The organism is Frigoribacterium sp. NBH87 (assembly GCF_014217665.1).
Lineage (GTDB): Bacteria > Actinomycetota > Actinomycetes > Actinomycetales > Microbacteriaceae > Frigoribacterium > Frigoribacterium endophyticum.
The window spans coordinates 1,797,615-1,815,742 of record NZ_CP043650.1 but is presented as its reverse complement, the minus strand read 5'-3'; the positions used below and the strand labels follow the sequence as shown (position 1 = coordinate 1,815,742).

The window sequence follows — 18,128 nt, the reverse complement described above, 5'->3', positions numbered from 1 at the left end:
TTGGCCGATGAGCGAACACGCCGATCTCATCGAGGTCGCCCGAGCTGCCGTCAACCCGCACCGCGTGGGCGATCGTCTCTTCGGTGACGTCGGCGCTGCTCTCGAGACGACCACCGGCGCGATCCACACGGGTGTCTGCATCGACACCGGTTCGGGGACCGGTTTCTGTGCCGAGCACGCTGCCGTCGCCTCCATGGTCACCAGCGGCGAGTACGAGATCGCACGCATCGTGGCTGTCTGGCTGGACGACGACGACCGCGTGACCGTCCTCCCACCGTGCGGTCGCTGCCGCGAGTTCATCAGACAGATCGACGACTCCAACCTCGGGGCGACCGTCGTGCTCGGCCACGGCCGGGCCGCGCCGCTCCGCGATCTGCTGCCGGAGTGGGAATGGCCCCGACCGGAAGAGCCGACCTCGCCCCAGGGCATGATGGGGCGGTGAACCGGACCGATCGTCTCTACGGTCTCGTGGAGGAACTGCGAGCTGCGTCACCGCGTCCGCGGAGCGCGCGCCGCCTCGCCGAGCGCTTCGAGGTGTCGGTGCGGACCATCGAGCGGGACCTCGCGGCGCTGCAGCAGTCGGGGCTGCCGATCTGGGCGGAGCCCGGCCGGGCCGGCGGGTACGTCATCGACGCGTCGGCGACGCTCGGCCCGGCGGGGTTCACACTCGACGAGGCCCTCGCGGTGCTGATCGGGCTCGGCGCTCTCCGCCGTAGCCCCTTCCGGCAGCCTGCCCAGACCGCCGCGCGGAAGCTGCTCGCGGTCATGCCGGAGCGCGAGGCCGCCCGGGCCAGCGCCTTCGCGTCCCGCGTGCACTTCCTCGAGAGCGACGAGAGCGACGAGAGCGACGAGAGCGACGAGAGCGACGAGAGCGACGGAGGCGCGGAGGGCGACGAGAGCACCCCTCGCGTGCCCGCCCCGGTCGACTTCGCCGAGGCCCTGCGGGCGGACCGTGTCGTGCAGCTGCGCTATCAGGACGCCGGCGGCGCGGAGTCCGTGCGGGACGTCGAGCCGCTGGGGTCGATCGAGAACGGAGGCCAGTGGTACCTGATCGCGTGGTGCCGCCTCCGACAGGGGGTGCGGGCGTTCCGCGCGGATCGGATGCTCGCGGTCAGGGTCACCGACGAACGGCCCCCGCGACGCGTGCTCCGCGCCGAGGACCTCGCGATCCCGTACGGGCGACTCCGGTCCGTCGTCGACGACTGATCGGCGGCGACGTCTTCGTCGAACACCGACAGGACGTCGTCGCGACGACCAGCGACGCTGGTGCTCCACCCACCAGCGCCCCTGAAGGAGCCCCATGTCGTTCGCATCCGTCCGCATCGTCACCGACGACCTCGAAGGCCTCGTCGCGTTCTACGAGCAGGTCACCGGCCAGCAGGCCGAGCGCCCCGCCCCGGTCTTCGCGCAGTTCAGCGGCCCCGGCGCGACCCTCGCGCTCGCCAGCACCGCGACCGTCGCGGTGCTCGGCGGCGCCCTCGCCCCCGCGACGAACCGCTCCGTGGTCATCGAGTTCGAGGTCGCCGACGTCGACCACGAGTTCGCCGAGCTCGTGCGCACGCTCGCGCTCCGCGGCGAGGACGTCGTCCTCGAGCCGACCACGATGCCCTGGGTCAACCGCTCCGCACTCGTCCGTGGCCCCGACGGCAACGTCGTCAACCTCTTCAGCACACCGATCACCGACTAGCCGTCAGGGCGTGGAGTCGAGGAGGCGCCCGGTCCAGTCCCGCAGGGCGGTGACGGCCCTCCGTGACAGCGTTGCCCCCGGCACCATGCTCGTCGACCCGTGGAAGGCCCCCGGCCACACGTGCAGCTCCGCCTGCACGCCCGCCGCCCAGAGCGCGCTCGCGTAGGCGACGGTCTCGTCGCGGAACACCTCGGTGCTGCCACAGTCGACGTAGGCCGGCGGCAGGCCGGTCAGGTCGGTCGCCCGGCCGGGGGCCGCGTAGATCGACACGTCGTCGCCGCCGCGACGGTCGCCGAGGTACGCGTCCCAGCCGAAGCGCGTCATCTCGCGGTCGGCGACGCCCACCCCGTCGAACTGCCGCGCGGAGAGCGTCGCGTCACGGTCGTCGAGCATGGGGCTGACGAGCACCTGCCCGATGACGGCCGGCCCCTGCCGGTCCCGGGCGAGGAGCGCCGTGCCCGCCGCGAGCCCGGCCCCGGCGCTCTGGCCGACGAGCACGATCCGCCCGGGGTCGACGCCGAGCTCGTCGGCGTGCTCGGCGACCCAGGCCAGGCCGGCCCAGCAGTCCTCGACCGGGTACGGGTCGGGGTGCTCGGGGGCGAGACGGTAGTCGGGGCTGACCAGGACGACGTCGTGCACGAGCAGCCAGTCGTCGTACGCGTCGAGGTTGCCGAGGTGGTGGCCGAACATCATCCCGCCGCCGTGGATCGCGTACGCGCAGGCCGCCGTCCCGGTGCGGCCGACGCGCTGCACGACCGCGAGCGTGATCGGGTCGCCGAGGTGCCCGGGGACGGTGATGCTGCGCCTCTCGAGGCCGCGGGCGCGCAGTCCTTCGTCGAGCCGCGCCTCCGTCGTGTCCAGCTGTCGCATCTGCGGCAGCATCGCGGTCTCGAGGCGGAAGCGGCCGCGGGCGTCCATCGCCTCCAGGAAGGGCACGAACTCGGGGTCGAACGGGGGGCGGGGCAGGGCGGTGGTGGGGTCAGGCACGGGAGGGCTCCTGGGTGGTGGGGGCGGTGGGGGTGAGGGGGGTCGAGGGGGCGGGTGCCGTGGTGGCGTCGGGGGCCGGGCCGGCGGCTCGCGCCCGGAGCATCCCGACCACGACGAGCGCGGCGGCGACGGCGGCGAGGCCGAGCCCGGCGACGGTGAGGGCGTTCTCGAAGCCCGCGAGCCGCGGGGGCGTCCACGGGGTGGTGGTGATGCTGCCGGTGACGAAGGCCGCGACGATCGTGCCCGCGGCGGCGACCGCGGCTCCTCCCGCGAGCTCGCTCGACGTGTCGACGAGGGCCGCGCCGACCGAGGTGCGGTCGGCCGGGAGGCCCGTCAGCACGGAGGCTCCGGCGACGACGCCGACGACGCGCATGCCGGCGGCCACGAGCACGAGGGCGACGAGCACCCAGACGTACCCGTGGCGGCTCAGGGCGCCGAACACGGCGAGGCCCGACACGACCGCCGCCGCGCTGACCCACGCCGCCCGGCCGAGGCCGACCCGCTGCACGAACGGCCCCACGAGGCGGCCCCCGGCCAGGAGCACGACGACCTGCGGCAGCGTGCCCACGGCAGCGAGGGCGGGCGGCCAGCCCCAGGCGAACTGCAGCTGCAGCGTCACGAGGTACGACAGCCCGGCGACGGCGAGGCCCGACGCGGCCTTGAACGCCAGGCCGCTCGACACCAGGGGGCGGGCGAGCAGGTGCAGGTCGACCACCGGGTGCCGCGCCGTCCGCAGGCGCACGACGAACCCGGCGCCGCAGGCGACGGTCAGGGCGACGGCGGCCCACCCCCACGAGGAGGCGGTGGCCGGTCCGACGAGGACGGTCGGCGTCACGAGCAGCCCCGCCACGGTCGCGGTGCCGAGCAGTGCTCCGCCCACGTCGACCGGGTCGCGTCGCAGCCCCGCCGCGTCGTCGCGGCCGACGCCGACGAGGACGCCGACGAAGGCCAGCGCCGCGATCGGCACGTCGGCCAGCAGCAGCACCTGCCACGGGGCGACGGCGAGCACGAGCCCGCCGACGGTCGGGCCGACGGCGAGGCCGACGAGCCCCGCGGTCGAGATGACCGTGAGGGCCCGGACGCGCAGGCCCTCGTCGTCGAACAGCCGGAACGCCAGCGCCATCGACCCGGGCGTGGTCATCGCCGCGGCGACGCCCGTCAGCACCCGGACGGCGATGAGCTGCTCGGTCGTCGTGACCGCGACGGTGGCGAGGCTCGCCACGGCCAGCAGCACGAGGCCCGCGAGCATGACGCGCCGACGACCCACGCGGTCGGCGACGGCGCCGAAGAGCAGCATGAGCCCGCCGAAGGCGACCGCGTAGGCGCCGGACACCCACTGCAGCCCCGTCGTCGACGAGCCCAGCTCGCGACCGATCGTCGGCAGGGCGACGTTCAGCACCGAGGTGTCGAGCATCTCGAACAGGAAGACCGCGGAGAGGCCTGCCAGGGCGATCCACGCGTCGGCGAGCCGGGGAGGCGCGTCGCCGTCACGCAGCCGACCGCGGGTGAGAGAGGGGCTGGGCAGCACGAGGGTGCACTCCTTCTGGGAAGAAGTGGCGACTCGTTCGATGCCGCGTGCGGGTGCGTCGCAGAGCGCGGCGCCTTTTACCTCAGTGGACGACACCGTACACGGATCGCCGCCCCGGGCGGAAGCCCGGGAGCGCTGCCGCCGCGGCGGTCGTCCGGTCGGGGACGAACTACCCCGGGCTCGTGCCCGGGGACCGGCCGGGGGCGAGCGCGCCGGAGACGAGGGCCTGCACCAGCCGCTCGGCGTCGTAGCCCGGGTCGCTCGCGGCGCCGATGCAGAGGTTGCCGACGCCCTTCAGGAGGCTGTACCCGTCCAGGGCCGCCTCCCCGCCCGCGGGGCCGAGATCGGCGCGGGCCGCGGCGAGGAGCGACCCGCAGACCGGCACGAGGCGGCCCACGAAGTACGCGTGGAGTGCGTCCGAGCCGGCGGCGTCGCCGTGGAGGGCGGTGGCGAGGCCGTGCTTCGTCACGAGGAAGTCCACGAACAGCGCCACCCACGTGCGGAGGGCTCCCTCCGGGGTCGCGCTCTCGACGAGGAGTCGCGGCCCGGCCTCGGCACAGGCCTCGACCTGGTGTCGGTAGACGGCGACGACCAGCTCAGGCCGCGTCGGGAAGTGCCGGTAGACGGTGCCGACACCCACGCCCGCCTTCGCCGCGATCTCGCGCACGGGGGCGTCGACGCCGGACTCCACGAACACCTCCGCCGCCGCGTCCAGGAGAGCCTGCTGGCTGCGGCGGGGGCGGCCCACCGGCCTCGACCGCGCGGCTGGGGCGTCGCTTCCCTGCGTGTCGGGCATGGCGCCTCCTCGATCGGGTCGAACCGGTGCTTGCTTAACGGAACAACGTTCCGTAACGTTGCGGAGCGGCGCTCCGATAACCAGTATCGCAGAGCGCGACTCCTCACGGAAGGAACCCTCCATGCCCTCATCACTCGTCATCGCCCTGGACGACATCGTCGGCGACGGCGACCCCGTCGTCTCCGTCGCGCCGGTGACCCTGTCGGCCCCGGGGCGGGCCGTCCCGCTCGAGGTCCGCGTGTCGGCACCCGCCACGGGAGGCGACCTGCCGGTCGTCGTGTTCTCGCACGGCAACGGCTGGAACCTCGACGGGTACGCGCCCCTGGCGGCGTTCTGGGCCTCGCGCGGCTTCGTCGTCGTCCAGCCCACGCACCTCGACTCGAGGCGGAACGGGTTCGGGTTCGACCACCCGGTCTTCCCCTCGATCTGGACCGAGCGCATCGCCGACCTCACCCGCGTGCTCGACCAGCTCGACACCGTCGAGGCGGCCGTCCCCGGTCTCGCCGGCCGGGTCGACCGCGACCGGATCGCCGCGACGGGCCACTCCTGGGGCGGCCAGACGGCGCAGGCGCTGCTCGGCGCGCGCATCGTCGACGAGGAGGGCCACGTCGGAGACGACATGTCCGACGGCCGCGTCACCGCGGGCGTCCTCCTCGCCGCCACCGGCCTCGGCGGAGACGACCTGCACCCCTTCGCGCAGGCGAACTTCCCCTTCATGCGCCCCTCGTTCGGCGAGCTCGCCACCCCGACGCTCGTCGTCGCGGGCGACCACGACCAGTCGCGGATGTCCAGCCGCGGACCGGACTGGTTCACCGACGCCTACGCGCACAGCCCCGGCGCCAGCGACCTCCTCACCCTGCACGGCGCGGAGCACTCCCTGGGCGGGATCGTCGGCTACGAGGTCGCCGAGACGACCGACGAGGACCCGGAGCGGGTCGCCGTCGTCCAGCGCCTGAGCACCGCCTACCTCCGCACCGCCCTCCGCGTCGACGGGGGCGCCTGGCCCGCGGCCCGGGACGCCCTCCGCCGAGCCGCCGACCCGATCGGGCACGTCGACACCAAGTGACGGCACCACCCCCTCACCGCCCCTGACCGGCCGCGGCGAGTGCGCGGCCGCGCCGCGACAGGGAGAGACTCGAGGTCATGACCACCACCGTCCTCCTCGCCGGCGCCACCGGCGACCTCGGCCAGCGCATCCTCCGTGAACTCCTGACGCACGACGCCCGCGTGCGGGTGCTGACCCGCCCGGGCAGCCGGAGCGCTGCGGCCCTCGACGCCGACGACCGGGTCGACGTAGTCGTCGCGGCGTACGGCGACCACGCCGCCCTCACCGAGGCGGCCCGCGGCGTCGACGTCGTCGTCTCGGCGGTGAGCGGCACCCGGTCGGTGATCGTCGACGCGCAGCGTGCCCTGCTCGCCGCGACCGTGGCGGCCGGCGTGCCGCGCTTCGTGCCCTCGGACTGGTCGGCCGACTACCGCTCGATCGACGTGGGCAGCAACCGCAACTTCGAGCTCCGCCGCGAGTTCGCCGCCGACGTCGACGCGGCGCCCGTGCGGGCGACGTCGGTGCTGAACGGCATGTTCACCGAGCTGCTCACCGGTGACGCGCCGCTCATCCTGTTCGGGCGCCACAAGGTCCTGTACTGGTCGAGCCCCGACCAGGTGCTCGACTTCACCACCAAGGACGACGTCGCCCGCGTCGCCGCCCTCGTGGCGCTCGACCCCGACGCCCCGCGGGTGGTCGAGGTCGCGGGGTCGCGCATGACGACCCGCGAGATCGCCAGCGCGATGACCGAGCTGACCGGCGAGCCCTTCGGCCTGCAGTGGGCCGGCACGACGGCGACCCTGTCGGCGATGAGCAAGGTCGGCCGGCGCCTCTCGAGGGACCCGGACGAGGCCTTCCCCGCGTGGCAGGGCATGCAGTACTTCGTCAACATGTTCAGCGGCCAGGCGCAGCTGCGGCACGTCGACAACGACCGCTTCGGGGCCCACGAGTGGACCACCGTGCGCGACGTGCTCGCCGCTCACCTCGGCACGGCGGCTCGCACGGAGGGCTAGCGGGCGGCCTCGGTCGGTCGCCCGCGGAGCTCCGGAGTCGGGCAGCGTGCAGCGTCCGCCCGCCTGACCCACGGCGCCGCCCGGGCCACGGCGAGCATGCCCACAGGTCCAGGGCGGCGTAGCGTCGCGCTGGTCGGCCTGACGGCCGGTGGCGACACCGTCGCCCGTCGAGGGAGCACTGCATGAAGGTCGTCATCACCGGGTCACGCGGCAAGGTCGGCCGCGCCGCCGTACGTCGCTTCGTCGACGCGGGGCACGACGTGCTCGGCGTCGACCTCGTGCGGCCCGTCTTCGACGCCGGCTCCGTCGCGCCCGGCCGGTACATGATGGCCGACCTCACCGACGCGGGCTCCGCGTACGCCGCGGTGGCCGGGGCCGACGCCGTGGTGCACGTCGCGGCCATCCCGCAGCCGACCGCGAACCCCGCGCACGTCGTCTTCCAGACGAACCTGATGTCGACGTTCAACCTGGTGGAGGCGGCGGTCCGGTTCGGCGTGCCCCGCTTCGTCAACGTGTCGAGCGAGAGCATCGTCGGCAACTTCTTCCCCGAACGGCCCTTCCTGCCCGACTACGTGCCCGTCGACGAGGAGCACCCGCTGCACCCGCAGGACCCGTACGCCCTCTCGAAGGCCTTCGGCGAGCAGCTGATGGACGCGGCCGTCCGCCGCTCCGACCTGCGGGCGATCTCGATCCGGCCGAGCACGGTGCACGACGAGAGCAACTACGAGGAGAACCTCGGGCCGCAGGTGCGCGAGGCGTCGCCGACGAGCGCGAACTTCGGCAGCTACATCGACTCCGACGACCTCGCCGACGCTCTCCTGCTCGCCGCCGAGAGCGACCTGCCCGGCCACGAGGTGTTCTACATCGCCGCCGCCGACAACGCCGGCGGCCACGACTTCGCGGCGACGCTGCGCGAGCACCACGGCGACCAGGTCGAGCTGCGGGCGATCGACCGCGTCGACGCCTCCGGCATCTCGACCGAGAAGGCCCGGCGCCTGCTGGGCTGGACGGCCACGCGCTCGTGGCGCGACCACCTCGACGCCGAGGGGCACCGGCTGCGCTGAGCCGCGCCTCCCGGGCTCTCCGCGCCGGTCGGCGGATCAGCCGGTCGGCGGGTCAGCCTGGCAGTGGGTCAGCCTGGCGGTGCGTCAGCGGGGCACGGGTCAGTCGCGCTCGGCGAGCAGCGGCGCCATGTCGACCTTCTCGGTCGCGGGCAGCGGGAGGCGCGTCTCAGGACGGATCGGAGCGGTCAGGGCGACGTTCGGGTCGTGCAGGGCCATGCGGGTGCCTCTCGGGTGGCGGTCGTGCGGTGCGGGTGACGTCGACGGTAGACGCGTCGCGTCACGTCGTGCCCGGGGTCGCCCCGAGGTGGGGTACGAGCTACTCGGCGCCCCCGGGGTGCGGGGCCGGTGCGGACGACCCGGCCCGCGCCTCCCGCGCCTCTCGCGCCTCTCGCGCTCGCGCCTTGATGGCCTCGACGACGGCGGTCTTGGCGTCGGCGTAGTCGTTCATGTCGCTCCAGTCGCGGTCGAGCAGCTCGCGCTTCGTGCTCTCGTAGAGGGCGCGGTCGGCGTCGTCGGATCGGAGCCGGTCACGCAGCAGCAGGTAGTCGTCGACCGCGGGGTGGCCGCGCTCGTAGAGGTGCACGTGCACGTCGCGCTCGGGCGTGCGCACCAGCCGGTGCCCGGGCTCGCGGACGCGCAGCTCGTAGCCGGCGGCGATCAGGCGCTCGACGTGGTCCTCCTCGGCGGTGATGTCGTCGACCGCGACGACGACGTCGACGATCGGCTTCGCCGCGAGCCCGGGCACCGAGGTCGAGCCGATGTGCTCGACGTCGACGGACGGAGCGGTGCCGCGGTTCTCACCGTCGCCGAAGCCGTCGTCGTCGTCGTCGGAGCCGGCAGCCGGGGAGGCGCGGACCGCGTCGAGGATGCGCGCCCGGTGCTCGAGGTAGGTCGCCGCCCAGGCCTCGTCGGGCTCGTGCAGCGTGACGGTGACGCGTTCGGGGCCGCCGACCAGCTCGAGGGCGGTCACGTCGGGGCGGCGGGGGGTGCGGGGGCGGCGGGGGCGAGGGCTGGGGGCGTCGGGCGAGGTGGGGTCGGGCACGGCGCGAGCCTACCGAGGGGCACCGGGCCGGACGTCGACCGGCCGGGAAGAGCACGCCGTCATCGCTGATCCACTCCGGAGTGGATCAGCGATCCTGGACCGCGCCTCCCGCGCTGCACCCGCCGAGCCTCCGGTGGTGCGCTCTCCGCGCCTCCGCGCCTCCCCGCCTCCCCGCCTCCCCGCCTCCCACGCTCGTCGGCTGCGGGACGTCGACGGCCGGCGCGGCGGCTCAGGCGCCGAGCGCCCGGATGAAGTGCCCGCCCTCGCGGGCCCGCCCCGACGCGGCGACCGTGAAGCGCACGATGTCGCTGCGGTAGCGGTCGTCGGAGGCCTCGAAGGTCCGCCCGTCGGCTCCGCGCGTCACGCGGTGCAGGCGCAGGATCGGGGTGCCGGGCTCGACGTCGAGCAGCTCGGCGTCGAGGTCGTCGGCGGCGACGGCGTCGATCTCGTGGTCGACGTCGGCGTAGCCGAAGCCGCGCGAGTCGAGGTACTCCGTGATCGACACGGTGTCGAGGTCGACGTCGAAGAGCACGCGACCGACCTCCTCGATGAAGGTGAGCCGCTCGAGCATCGTCGGGCGCCCGTCGACCAGGCGCAGCCGCACGACGTCGACCACGAGGTCGCCGGGCTCGATGCCGAGCGACCGCGCCTTCTCCTCGCCGGCCCGTCGCAGCGAGACCTCCTGCGTGCGGGCGCCGGGCTCGCCGCCGACGTCGTGCACCCACTTCGTGAACGGGATCGACACGTCGACCGGGTGGTGCGCCTTCCGCGCCACGACGCGGGCGGGCCGGCCGCGCCGCGTCTCGACGAGGCCCTCCGACCGGAGGGCGGCGAGGGCGTTGCGGATCGGGCCCCGCGAGGTGCGCCACTGCTCGGCGAGCTCGCCCTCGCTCGGCACGTCGTCGCCCACCGAGAGCTCTCCGGCGAGGATCCGTCGGCGCAGGTCGTCGGCGATCTGCTCGTAGAGGGAGGTGGGCACGGCGCGATCCTACCCAGCGGGCGTGTCGCGCTCGGGGCCGCGCGGCGCGAACGGGCCGTCGAGGGCCGCCCACTGCAGCAGCATGATCGTCTTGCCGTCGACGACGCGACCGTCACGGATCATCTGGCGCGCCTCCTCGTGGTCGACCTCGAGCACCTCGATGTCCTTGCCCTCCTCCTCGAGGCCGCCGCCCGGGCCGACGCGGTCGTCGACCGTGTACGGCGCGGCGAAGAAGTGCACCCGCTCGGTCACCGATCCGGGGCTCATGTAGACGGCGAAGACGGGGGTGACCTCGCCGACGCGGACGCCGAGCTCCTCCTCGGCCTCCCGACGGATCGCCGCCGTCGCGTCGCCCGCGTCGTCGGGGTCGAGCAGGCCGCCGCCCGTCTCGACGAGCATGCCGTCGGGGTGCCCGTTGACGTAGGCGGGGAAGCGGAACTGCCGCGTCAGCAGCACGGTGCCGCGCTCGGCGTCGTAGAGCAGGATCGTCGCGCCGTCGCCGCGGTCGTAGGTCTCGCGCTGCTGGGTCGTCCAGCGCCCGTCGCGGCCCCGCAGGTCGAAGGTCGTGCGGCGCAGCACGTGCCAGCCGGTGCTCGTGAGCTCGACGTCGCGCACGACGACGTCCGGGTTGCGCGCCAGGTCGCGGCCCACCTGGTCGAGCCCGGTGCGGCCGCGGTGGTCGGGGACGTCGACGCCGGGCTGGGAGGGGCGGTCGGGGTCGGCGGGGCGCGCGGGGTCGGCGGGGTGCTCGGGTCGGGCGGGAGTCGCGGGCGAGGTGGTCATGCCCTCCACGCTAGGGGGGCGGTGCGGTCGGTCACAGGCCCTCGGGGCCAGGATCGGGGCATGGCACGCATCCTCGTCACCGGCTCGACCGACGGCCTCGGCCGCGGCGCAGCCGAAGCCCTGCTCGAGCAGGGGCACCACGTCGTCGTCCACGCCCGCAGCGACTCGCGCGGGGAGGTGCTGCAGCCGCTCGTCGACCGCGGAGCCCGGCTCGTCGTCGCCGACCTCGGCGACCGCGACGCGGTGACGGCGCTCGCCGACGAGCTGAACGGGCTCGACGCCCCGCTCGACGCGGTCATCCACAACGCGGGCCTGATCCGCGGCGCGGCGATGATGCCCGTCAACGTCGTCGCCCCGTACCTGCTGACCGCCCTCGTGACGGCGCCGACGCGGCACGTGTACCTCAGCAGCGGCATGCACAAGAGCGGCACGGCCTCGGTGCTGGGCGACGTCGACTGGTCGGGCTCGCGGGAGACCGGGTCGTACTCCGACAGCAAGCTGTTCGTGACGGCGTTCTCGGCGGCCGTCGCGCGACTCCGGCCCGACCTGCGGAGCAACGCGGTCGACCCGGGCTGGGTCGCCACGAAGATGGGAGGCGCGGGGGCGCCCGACGACTTCGAGCTCGGCCACCGCACGCAGCGGCTGCTCGCCCTCGGCGAGCTCGGCGACGTCAGCGGGGCCTACTGGTTCCACGAGGAGCGGCAGCAGCCGCATGCCTCCGTCGGCGACGAGGGCTTCCAGGGCGAGGTGCTCGCGGCGCTCGAGCGCGAGACGGGAGTGGGGCTGCCGCGCGGCTGAGGGTCGCAGGCGCGGCGCGGCGCGGCGCTCGCGGTCGCGCTCGCCGCGGGGCTGCTCGCTCGTCGCGGGGCTGCTCGCTCGTCGTCGCCGGGGAGACGGTCGCTGAGGAGCTCGATCCACTCCGGAGCGGATCAGCGATCCGCGACCGTCTTCCTCCGCTGCCTCCTCCGCCGGCCGACTGAGTCGTCGTCGCCGATGCAGGCAGGAGTCGCGGTGCGAGCCCGTGAGGGAGGTCGCGCCCGCGCTCAGTCGCCGGTCAGCGCCGCCGCGTAGGCGCGGACCGAGCGGTGGTACCGCGGCAGCGTCGGCTCGACGGCCTCGATCGCGACGCGCAGCGCCTCGTCGACACGGCTGGCGCTGTGGAGTGCGAGCGCGAGGAACACCCTCGGTGCCGCACCGGTCGCGGGGTGCGGAGGGGCGTCGCGGAGCATCGTGATCGCCTCGTCGACGCGGCCGAGGTTGCGGAGGGTCGAGGCGTGCTGCACGACCATGCGCGCCGCTCGGTCGGGGTCGACCGCGTCGAGCCCGGCGGCGGTCGCGGCCGCGTACGAGACGTCGGCGTCGGCCTCCCGGCCGCCGGAGTCGTGCGCGCCGCCGAGCTCGAACGCGCCGAGGGCGGGGTGCGGCGCGTCGGCGGCGAGGTCGCGCATCAGCGCGATCCGCCGCGCGTCGTGGACGGTCTCGTCGGCCCAGAGGGCGGCGACGCGGTCTTCCCACTCGTCGGTGCTCATCCGGGCAGGCTAGCGGCCGGGACGGCGACCGTGCCACCCGCGACGCTCACGGCAGGCGTCGGGCTCGCGTGCCGGTGCAGGCTCAGCCTCGTGCGGGTCGGGGCCTCAGCGGTCCCGACGGCGGGCGAGTTCGCGGCGGAGCACCGAGATAAAGAAGACGAGCATGCCGACGCCGACGAGGGCGACGCCTCCGCCGATGAGGCGGTCGGAGAGGACGTCCGGGCCGGTCACCGTGTAGACGATGGCGCCGACCACGATCGCGGTGCAGACGGCGACGTTGAACCACGCCCCGAGGAGGCCGCCGGGTGCTCCGCGCTTCGTCGTGTCTCGGGCGTCCATGTCGTGCTCCTCGGGTCGGGTCAGGTCAGGTCAGGTCATGTCAGGTCGGTCGCGACGTGAGCCCGCGGCGGGCGGCTCCGGGAGTGCGCCCCCGCATCGCTCCTCCACTCTGGAGTGGATAAGCGTCCGTGGACCGTACCCCCCCGCGAGTCCAGTGCTCCGCACGATCCCGGTCAGGTCTGCTCGTCGGGCCCGCGCCTCCGTCGGTCCCGGCGCACGAGCCAGAGGCCGATGCCAGCTCGGATCACGAAGACAGCCCCGAGACCGCCGATGATGCGTGCGGCGGACGACGTGTCGCCCAGCACGGGCAGCTCGTCCTGGGGCTGCAACAGCAGCACGATCGCGACGACCACGCACACGGCCCCGGCGACCATCAGCCGACGGGCGTCCCGCGCCGGGCCGCTCAACGAATCGCGACCTCCGTCGGTCGTCGTGTTCTCCATGGCGCTTCCCCCTCGGGCGCGGCAGTGAGCTCGCCCCCCGCTGCGAGCCTACGCAGCGCCGCGGTCGGTGGGTCGAAGGGCTCGCCTCGGTGCGGCAGGGACGGGAGTCGTGGTGCAGCATCGCTGATCCACTCCGGAGTGGATCAGCGCTGCTGGACCGTACTTCCGGGGTGGCGCCGAGGGCGCTCGGGGAGTGCGGCGGGTTCCTGTCCTCGGCGGCGTGCCGGCGCCCGCCCGCCGGGAAGGACACGGACCCGCCTGAGTCAGCCGCGCGCTAGCGTGGCGCGATGGACCTCCCCGTGACCTACGACGCGTCCGCCGACTGCGCCTACATCCAGCTCGTGCCGCGCGTCGGCCGCGGCGCCGCCGTCGCCCAGGAGGTCGTCGAGGCCCCCGGTGACCGCGCCACCGTCGTGCTCGACTTCGACGCCGAGGGGCGCCTGCTCGGGATCGAGGTCGTCGGAGCCCGCGCCGCGCTCGCCGAGTCGGTGCTGGAGCACGCCACCCGCATCGGGTGACGAGCCCGGAGGCTCACGCCCCTGCGGCGGCCTCTGCCCCGCCCGACGCCCTGCCCTCCACCACGCCCTTCCGCAGCAGGAAGCACCCGTACGGCCCCCAGTCGCTGGTCCGCACGACCGCGAACGCTCCACGGGCCGCGGCGTAGAAGTCGAACCGCTCGAGCGCCTCCACCGGCACGGCCCCGCCGACGGCGGCGTCGACCGCGGCCTGCACGGCGTGGTGCACCGGCACGAGCCGGTCGGGGTCGCCCACCACCGCCATCCGCGTCACGGGCGCCTCGACGAACGTGTCGAGCGGCATCAGCGACAGGACGGCGCCCACGGCCCGCGGCAGGTCGCAGCCCGCGAGGTCGACGACGGTGCCGTGGGTGGTGTGGGCCGCGATCGACGCGGCCGGGTGGTTCACGTCGCAGAGCAGCAGCTGGTCGCCGTGCCCCATCGACATGAGCACCGACAGCAGCTCGGCGGTGAGGACGGGGTCGATGCCCTTGAGCACGAGGGGCTCCTTCAGGAAGGGAGGGGACGGGGGGAGTCGCGGTGCACGACGACCGGGCCGGCCACCTCCCGCAGGAGGCACCGGCCCGGCCGTCGCCGTGCCTCACTCCCGGGCGGCGGCCCGGGTGTTCAGCTGGTCGAACGCGACGGCCACGAGGATCAGCAGGCCGATCGCGATCTGGAGGTAGAACGAGTTCACGGCCAGCAGGTTGCCGCCGTTGTTCAGCACGCCGATCAGCAGCGCCCCGCAGGCCGCGCCGATCGCGCTGCCCCGTGCCCCGGAGAGGCTCGCGCCGCCGATCACGCACGCCGCGATCGCCTGCAGCTCGAAGCCGGTGCCCGCCGTGGGCACGCCGGCCCCGAGCCGCGAGGTCAGCAGCACGCCGCCGACCGCCGACAGCAGCCCCGCGATGCCGTAGACCGTGATGGTCACCAGCCGCACCGGCACTCCGGCCAGGCGCGCCGCCTCCGGGTTCGAGCCGACGGCGTAGACGTACCGGCCGAAGACGGTGCGCTTCAGCACGAAGGCCGCGATCGCCGCGATGACGACGAACAGGATCAGCAAGTTCGGCACGCCGACCACCGAGCCGTTGGCGATCGTCTGGAAGCCCTCGGGCAGGCCCTGGATCGTGTTCGCGTCGGTGATCACGAGCACCACGCCCCGGGCGATGCCGAGCATGCCGAGCGTCGCGATGAACGGGGGGAGCTTGAACCTCGTCACCAGCAGCCCCGTGATGATGCCCAGCACCGCCCCGACGAGCGCGCCCAGGATCAGCGCGAGCGGGATCGGCACCCCCGCGACGAGCAGCTGCGCGGTGACCGCCCCGGCGAGGCCGAGGATCGACCCGACCGAGAGGTCGATGCCCCCGGTGAGGATCACCATCAGCTGCCCGATGGCGAGGATCCCGAAGATCGACACCTGGCGGGCCAGGTTCGCGAGGTTGTTGCCGGTCAGGAAGTCGTCGCTCGCGAGCGTCAGCGCTCCGAACACGACGAGCAGGACGATCAGCACCCCGCTCTCGCGGCCGGCGATGCTGCCGAGGGTCGTGACCCGCGGCTTGGTCGACGCCCGGGCGGCCGCGGCCGCGGCGTCGTCGCCGTTCCGCACCACCCGGATGGTCGTCGTCTCGATGGGTTCGCGCCACATCAACTTAGGCATGGGGGACTTCCTCGATGTTCTGTCGGGTGACCGGGTCGGTGCGGGGGTCGTGCCTGAGCGGCGGGACGCCGTGCAGGTGGTCGGCGGGGTCGTCGACCCCGCCGCTGGCGAGGCGGAGCACGTCCTCCTCGGAGGCGCCGCCCGGCAGCTCGCCCGCGACGGCGCCCTCGCGGAGCACCACCACGCGATCGGCGAGGCCGAGCAGCTCGGGCAGGTACGACGAGACGACGACGACCGCGAGGCCGCGGCGGGCCAGGTCGTTGATCACGTCGTAGAGCTCGCCCTTGGCGCCGACGTCGATGCCCTTCGTCGGCTCGTCGAACATGATGACCCCGGGCTTCGTCAGCAGCCAGCGGGCGAGCAGCACCTTCTGCTGGTTGCCCCCGGAGAGCGTCGAGACCGGCTGGTCGTACGAGCCGGCGCGGATGCGGAGGCTGTCGAGCAGGGCGTCGGCCTCGTCGGACTGTGCCCGGCCGGGCAGCAGCCCCCGCCGGGAGCCGACACGCAGGCTCGCGATCGTCACGTTCTCGCGGATGGACAGCTCCGGCAGCAGGCCGAGCACCTTGCGGTCCTCGGTGAGCAGGGCCACGCCCGCGTCCATCATCGTGCGCGGCCCGTCGGGCCGGACCACGACGCCGTCGACGAGGATCTCCCCCTCCGCGACCGGCTCCGAGCCGAAGACGCTGAGCAGCAGCTCACTGCGCCCCGAGCCGAGCAGGCCCCCGATGCCGAGGATCTCGCCGCCCCGGGCCTCGAGGTCGATGGTCGGGCTGTCCGGCGTGCGCCGCAGGCCCCGGAGGCTGAGGCGCGCCGGGTGGACCTCGCGCGCCTCGTCCGGGTACAGGCTCGACACCTCACGGCCGACCATGGCGTTGATCAGCGTGTCCTCCGTGTAGTCGCTCATCGGCCCGCTCTGCGACAGCTCGCCGTCGCGGAGCACCGTGACCCAGTCGCCGACGGCGAACATCTCCTCCAGGCGGTGGGTGACGTAGAGGATCGCGACGCCCTCCGCCTTGAACTTGCGGATCTGGTCGAGCAGGCGGTCGGACTCGGCCTCGGTCAGCGCCGTCGTCGGCTCGTCGAAGACGATCACCTTGACGGAGTCGGCGGTGACGACCTTCGCGACCTCGACGAGCTGCTTCGTCGCGGCGGGCAGCCGCTCGACGACGACGTCGGGGTCGACGTCGGCGAGGCCGAGCGAGTCGAGCACGAACCGGCAGCGGTCGTGCAGGTCGCGGGAGCGGATCACGCCCGAGCGCGCCGGCAGGCGGCCCATGAACATGTTCTCGCCCACCGAGAGGTGCGGCAGGAGGCTGAGCTCCTGGTAGACGGCCTGCACGCCCGCGCCGCGGAGGGCGGCCGGGGTGGCCGTCGTGACGGTGCGGCCGTCGATGTCGTAGTCGCCCGAGTCGCGGGGCAGCGCCCCCGTGAGCACCTTGATCAGCGTCGACTTGCCGGCGCCGTTCTCGCCGGCGAGGCAGTGCACCTGCCCCGCCACGAGCTTGAGCGAGACGCCGCTGAGGGCCTGGACGGCGCCGAACGCCTTCGAGACGTCGGTGAGCTGCAGCACGGCAGCGCCCTCGGGCTCGCGGACGGTCATCCGTTGGTCTCGGCAGTCCGCGGCTCGAGGAGCGACTTGATCTCGGGGCTCTCCATGTTGTCGCGGTCGGCCACGGCGACGCCGGGGTCGAGGCTCGCGGGCGGGATGCGCCCCTGCGTCGCCATCGCGGCCTCGACGACGCCCTGGTAGCCGAGGAACCAGGGGTTCTGCACGACCAGTGCGTCGATGCTGCCGTCGGCCAGGGCGGCGTTCTCCGCCGGGTCGGAGTCGAAGGCGACGACGACGATGTCGTCGGACGCGTCGTTGTCCTTGATGGCGGTGGCCGCGCCGACGCCGGAGCTGTTGTTGTCGGCGAAGACGCCCACGAGGTCGGAGTTCGCCGAGATGGCGTCGTTCACCTGCGAGGCCGCCGTGCCGATGTCGTTGTTGTTGTAGCTCTGCAGGCTGGAGTCGATGTCGGGGCAGCCTGCCGCGAGCCCGGCCCGGAAGCCCGCGTCGCGGTCCTGGTTGGCCTCGATGCCCGCGATCGGGGCCTCGACGAGCACCTTGCCGGTGGTCGTGCCCGCGTCGGTGAGCAGCTGGCACATGCGCTCGCCGGCGGCCGTGCCGGCGAGGACGTTGTTCGTGCCGATGTGGCCCTCGATGTCGGCGGTGACCTTCGTGTCGGCCGTGATGACCTTGATGCCGGCCGCCCGCGCCTGGTCGATGGAGGCGTTCAGGGCCTCGCTCGAGCTGGGCGCGATGAGGATGGCGTCGGCGCCGCGCGAGACGGAGTTCTCGACGAGCTGCACCTGCCCGGCGATGTCGGTCTCGGAGGTCGGTCCGAAGGTCGCGACCTCGATGCCGTAGTCGGCCGCGGCGGCCTCGGAGCCAGCGAGCAGGGTCTGCCAGTAGGCGGAGTCGCTGGCCCGGATGATGACGTCGACCTTGACTCCGGACGCCGCGCCTCCCTCACCCCCTCCGCTCGATGCCGCCTCGGAGACCGTGGCCCGGCCGCCGACGACGCCGCCGACGAGGGCGACGAGGGCGATGGTCGCCACGAGGGAGAGGGAGAAGACTGTTCTAGATCGCGCCATTGCGTGTCCACCTGTGTGTGAGAAGGGGTCGGGGGGTGTTCGTCGTGCGGGGTGGTGCGGGTCGGTCGGGTCGTGCGGGGTCGG

At 74.1% G+C, this 18,128-nt stretch carries 21 protein-coding genes; 8 read left to right on the top strand and 13 right to left on the bottom strand.

Annotated features, from left to right (window positions below; translation table 11 throughout):
• Nucleotides 1–7 precede the first annotated feature (7 nt).
• The 3 genes from F1C15_RS08400 (at nucleotide 8) to F1C15_RS08390 (ending at nucleotide 1,687) form a co-directional block, all read left to right on the top strand.
• The gene (locus F1C15_RS08400) at nucleotides 8–442 is read left to right on the top strand and encodes a cytidine deaminase (RefSeq protein ID WP_082514631.1); all 435 of its coding nucleotides are present in this window, start codon (nucleotides 8–10) and stop codon (nucleotides 440–442) included.
• Entirely contained in the window at nucleotides 439–1,206 is a 768-nt protein-coding gene (locus F1C15_RS08395; RefSeq protein ID WP_185230591.1) for a YafY family protein, read from the top strand. Before F1C15_RS08400 ends, F1C15_RS08395 begins: the two co-directional genes overlap by 4 nt.
• A gap of 94 nt (nucleotides 1,207–1,300) precedes the next feature.
• Nucleotides 1,301–1,687, top strand: coding sequence for a VOC family protein (locus F1C15_RS08390; protein ID WP_185230589.1), 387 nt, complete (start codon nucleotides 1,301–1,303; stop codon nucleotides 1,685–1,687).
• Between the two features lie 3 nt (nucleotides 1,688–1,690).
• Here the strand turns inward: F1C15_RS08390 and F1C15_RS08385 are convergent, their stop codons facing one another.
• The 3 genes from F1C15_RS08385 to F1C15_RS08375 form a co-directional block, all read right to left on the bottom strand.
• On the bottom strand, nucleotides 1,691–2,674 hold the full coding sequence (locus F1C15_RS08385; protein ID WP_219731534.1) for an alpha/beta hydrolase: 984 nt from the start codon (nucleotides 2,672–2,674) through the stop codon (nucleotides 1,691–1,693).
• Nucleotides 2,667–4,298, bottom strand: coding sequence for an MFS transporter (locus tag F1C15_RS08380; protein WP_370543583.1), 1,632 nt, complete (start codon nucleotides 4,296–4,298; stop codon nucleotides 2,667–2,669). Before F1C15_RS08380 ends, F1C15_RS08385 begins: the two co-directional genes overlap by 8 nt.
• 73 nt (nucleotides 4,299–4,371) lie before the next feature.
• The gene (locus F1C15_RS08375) at nucleotides 4,372–4,998 is read right to left on the bottom strand and encodes a TetR/AcrR family transcriptional regulator (protein WP_185230587.1); all 627 of its coding nucleotides are present in this window, start codon (nucleotides 4,996–4,998) and stop codon (nucleotides 4,372–4,374) included.
• A gap of 121 nt (nucleotides 4,999–5,119) precedes the next feature.
• Between F1C15_RS08375 and F1C15_RS08370 the strand changes: the two genes are divergently transcribed.
• The 3 genes from F1C15_RS08370 (at nucleotide 5,120) to F1C15_RS08360 (ending at nucleotide 8,120) form a co-directional block, all read left to right on the top strand.
• Nucleotides 5,120–6,064 carry a chlorophyllase gene (locus F1C15_RS08370; protein WP_185230585.1) on the top strand — a complete coding sequence of 315 codons (945 nt, stop codon included), beginning with the start codon at nucleotides 5,120–5,122 and terminating at the stop codon, nucleotides 6,062–6,064.
• A gap of 77 nt (nucleotides 6,065–6,141) precedes the next feature.
• The gene (locus F1C15_RS08365) at nucleotides 6,142–7,056 is read left to right on the top strand and encodes an NmrA family NAD(P)-binding protein (protein ID WP_185230583.1); all 915 of its coding nucleotides are present in this window, start codon (nucleotides 6,142–6,144) and stop codon (nucleotides 7,054–7,056) included.
• Nucleotides 7,057–7,238: 182 nt separating this feature from the next.
• Nucleotides 7,239–8,120 carry an NAD(P)-dependent oxidoreductase gene (locus tag F1C15_RS08360; RefSeq protein WP_167260651.1) on the top strand — a complete coding sequence of 294 codons (882 nt, stop codon included), beginning with the start codon at nucleotides 7,239–7,241 and terminating at the stop codon, nucleotides 8,118–8,120.
• Between the two features lie 316 nt (nucleotides 8,121–8,436).
• On the opposite strand, the gene F1C15_RS08355 is transcribed toward F1C15_RS08360, so the two are convergent.
• From F1C15_RS08355 to F1C15_RS08345, 3 genes are all read right to left on the bottom strand, one after another.
• A complete protein-coding gene (locus tag F1C15_RS08355) occupies nucleotides 8,437–9,162 on the bottom strand; it encodes a GrpB family protein (protein WP_185230581.1) in 726 nt (241 codons plus the stop codon).
• 229 nt (nucleotides 9,163–9,391) lie between these two features.
• Nucleotides 9,392–10,141 carry a GntR family transcriptional regulator gene (locus F1C15_RS08350; RefSeq protein ID WP_185230579.1) on the bottom strand — a complete coding sequence of 250 codons (750 nt, stop codon included), beginning with the start codon at nucleotides 10,139–10,141 and terminating at the stop codon, nucleotides 9,392–9,394.
• A gap of 9 nt (nucleotides 10,142–10,150) precedes the next feature.
• Nucleotides 10,151–10,924 (bottom strand): NUDIX domain-containing protein, encoded by a 774-nt coding sequence (locus tag F1C15_RS08345; protein WP_185230577.1) that lies wholly within the window; start codon nucleotides 10,922–10,924, stop codon nucleotides 10,151–10,153.
• Between the two features lie 60 nt (nucleotides 10,925–10,984).
• On the opposite strand from F1C15_RS08345, the gene F1C15_RS08340 reads away from it, so the two are divergent.
• Complete coding sequence (locus F1C15_RS08340; protein WP_185230575.1) at nucleotides 10,985–11,722, top strand: SDR family NAD(P)-dependent oxidoreductase; 738 nt, start codon at nucleotides 10,985–10,987, stop codon at nucleotides 11,720–11,722.
• Nucleotides 11,723–11,967: 245 nt separating this feature from the next.
• Here the strand turns inward: F1C15_RS08340 and F1C15_RS08335 are convergent, their stop codons facing one another.
• From F1C15_RS08335 to F1C15_RS08325, 3 genes are all read right to left on the bottom strand, one after another.
• Complete coding sequence (locus F1C15_RS08335) at nucleotides 11,968–12,453, bottom strand: tetratricopeptide repeat protein (protein WP_185230573.1); 486 nt, start codon at nucleotides 12,451–12,453, stop codon at nucleotides 11,968–11,970.
• 105 nt (nucleotides 12,454–12,558) lie between these two features.
• On the bottom strand, nucleotides 12,559–12,792 hold the full coding sequence (locus tag F1C15_RS08330; protein ID WP_056057798.1) for a hypothetical protein: 234 nt from the start codon (nucleotides 12,790–12,792) through the stop codon (nucleotides 12,559–12,561).
• Nucleotides 12,793–12,965: 173 nt separating this feature from the next.
• Entirely contained in the window at nucleotides 12,966–13,235 is a 270-nt protein-coding gene (locus tag F1C15_RS08325) for a hypothetical protein (protein WP_185230571.1), read from the bottom strand.
• A gap of 287 nt (nucleotides 13,236–13,522) precedes the next feature.
• On the opposite strand from F1C15_RS08325, the gene F1C15_RS08320 reads away from it, so the two are divergent.
• Nucleotides 13,523–13,753 (top strand): DUF2283 domain-containing protein, encoded by a 231-nt coding sequence (locus F1C15_RS08320; protein WP_056057792.1) that lies wholly within the window; start codon nucleotides 13,523–13,525, stop codon nucleotides 13,751–13,753.
• Between the two features lie 13 nt (nucleotides 13,754–13,766).
• Here the strand turns inward: F1C15_RS08320 and F1C15_RS08315 are convergent, their stop codons facing one another.
• The 4 genes from F1C15_RS08315 to F1C15_RS08300 form a co-directional block, all read right to left on the bottom strand.
• A complete protein-coding gene (locus F1C15_RS08315; RefSeq protein WP_056057789.1) occupies nucleotides 13,767–14,249 on the bottom strand; it encodes an RbsD/FucU family protein in 483 nt (160 codons plus the stop codon).
• Nucleotides 14,250–14,351: 102 nt separating this feature from the next.
• Nucleotides 14,352–15,407 (bottom strand): ABC transporter permease, encoded by a 1,056-nt coding sequence (locus F1C15_RS08310; RefSeq protein ID WP_056057786.1) that lies wholly within the window; start codon nucleotides 15,405–15,407, stop codon nucleotides 14,352–14,354.
• Nucleotides 15,400–17,007 (bottom strand): sugar ABC transporter ATP-binding protein, encoded by a 1,608-nt coding sequence (locus F1C15_RS08305; protein WP_167260625.1) that lies wholly within the window; start codon nucleotides 17,005–17,007, stop codon nucleotides 15,400–15,402. Before F1C15_RS08305 ends, F1C15_RS08310 begins: the two co-directional genes overlap by 8 nt.
• Entirely contained in the window at nucleotides 17,004–18,008 is a 1,005-nt protein-coding gene (locus tag F1C15_RS08300) for an ABC transporter substrate-binding protein (RefSeq protein ID WP_219731533.1), read from the bottom strand. Before F1C15_RS08300 ends, F1C15_RS08305 begins: the two co-directional genes overlap by 4 nt.
• Between the last annotated feature and the right edge of the window lie 120 nt (nucleotides 18,009–18,128).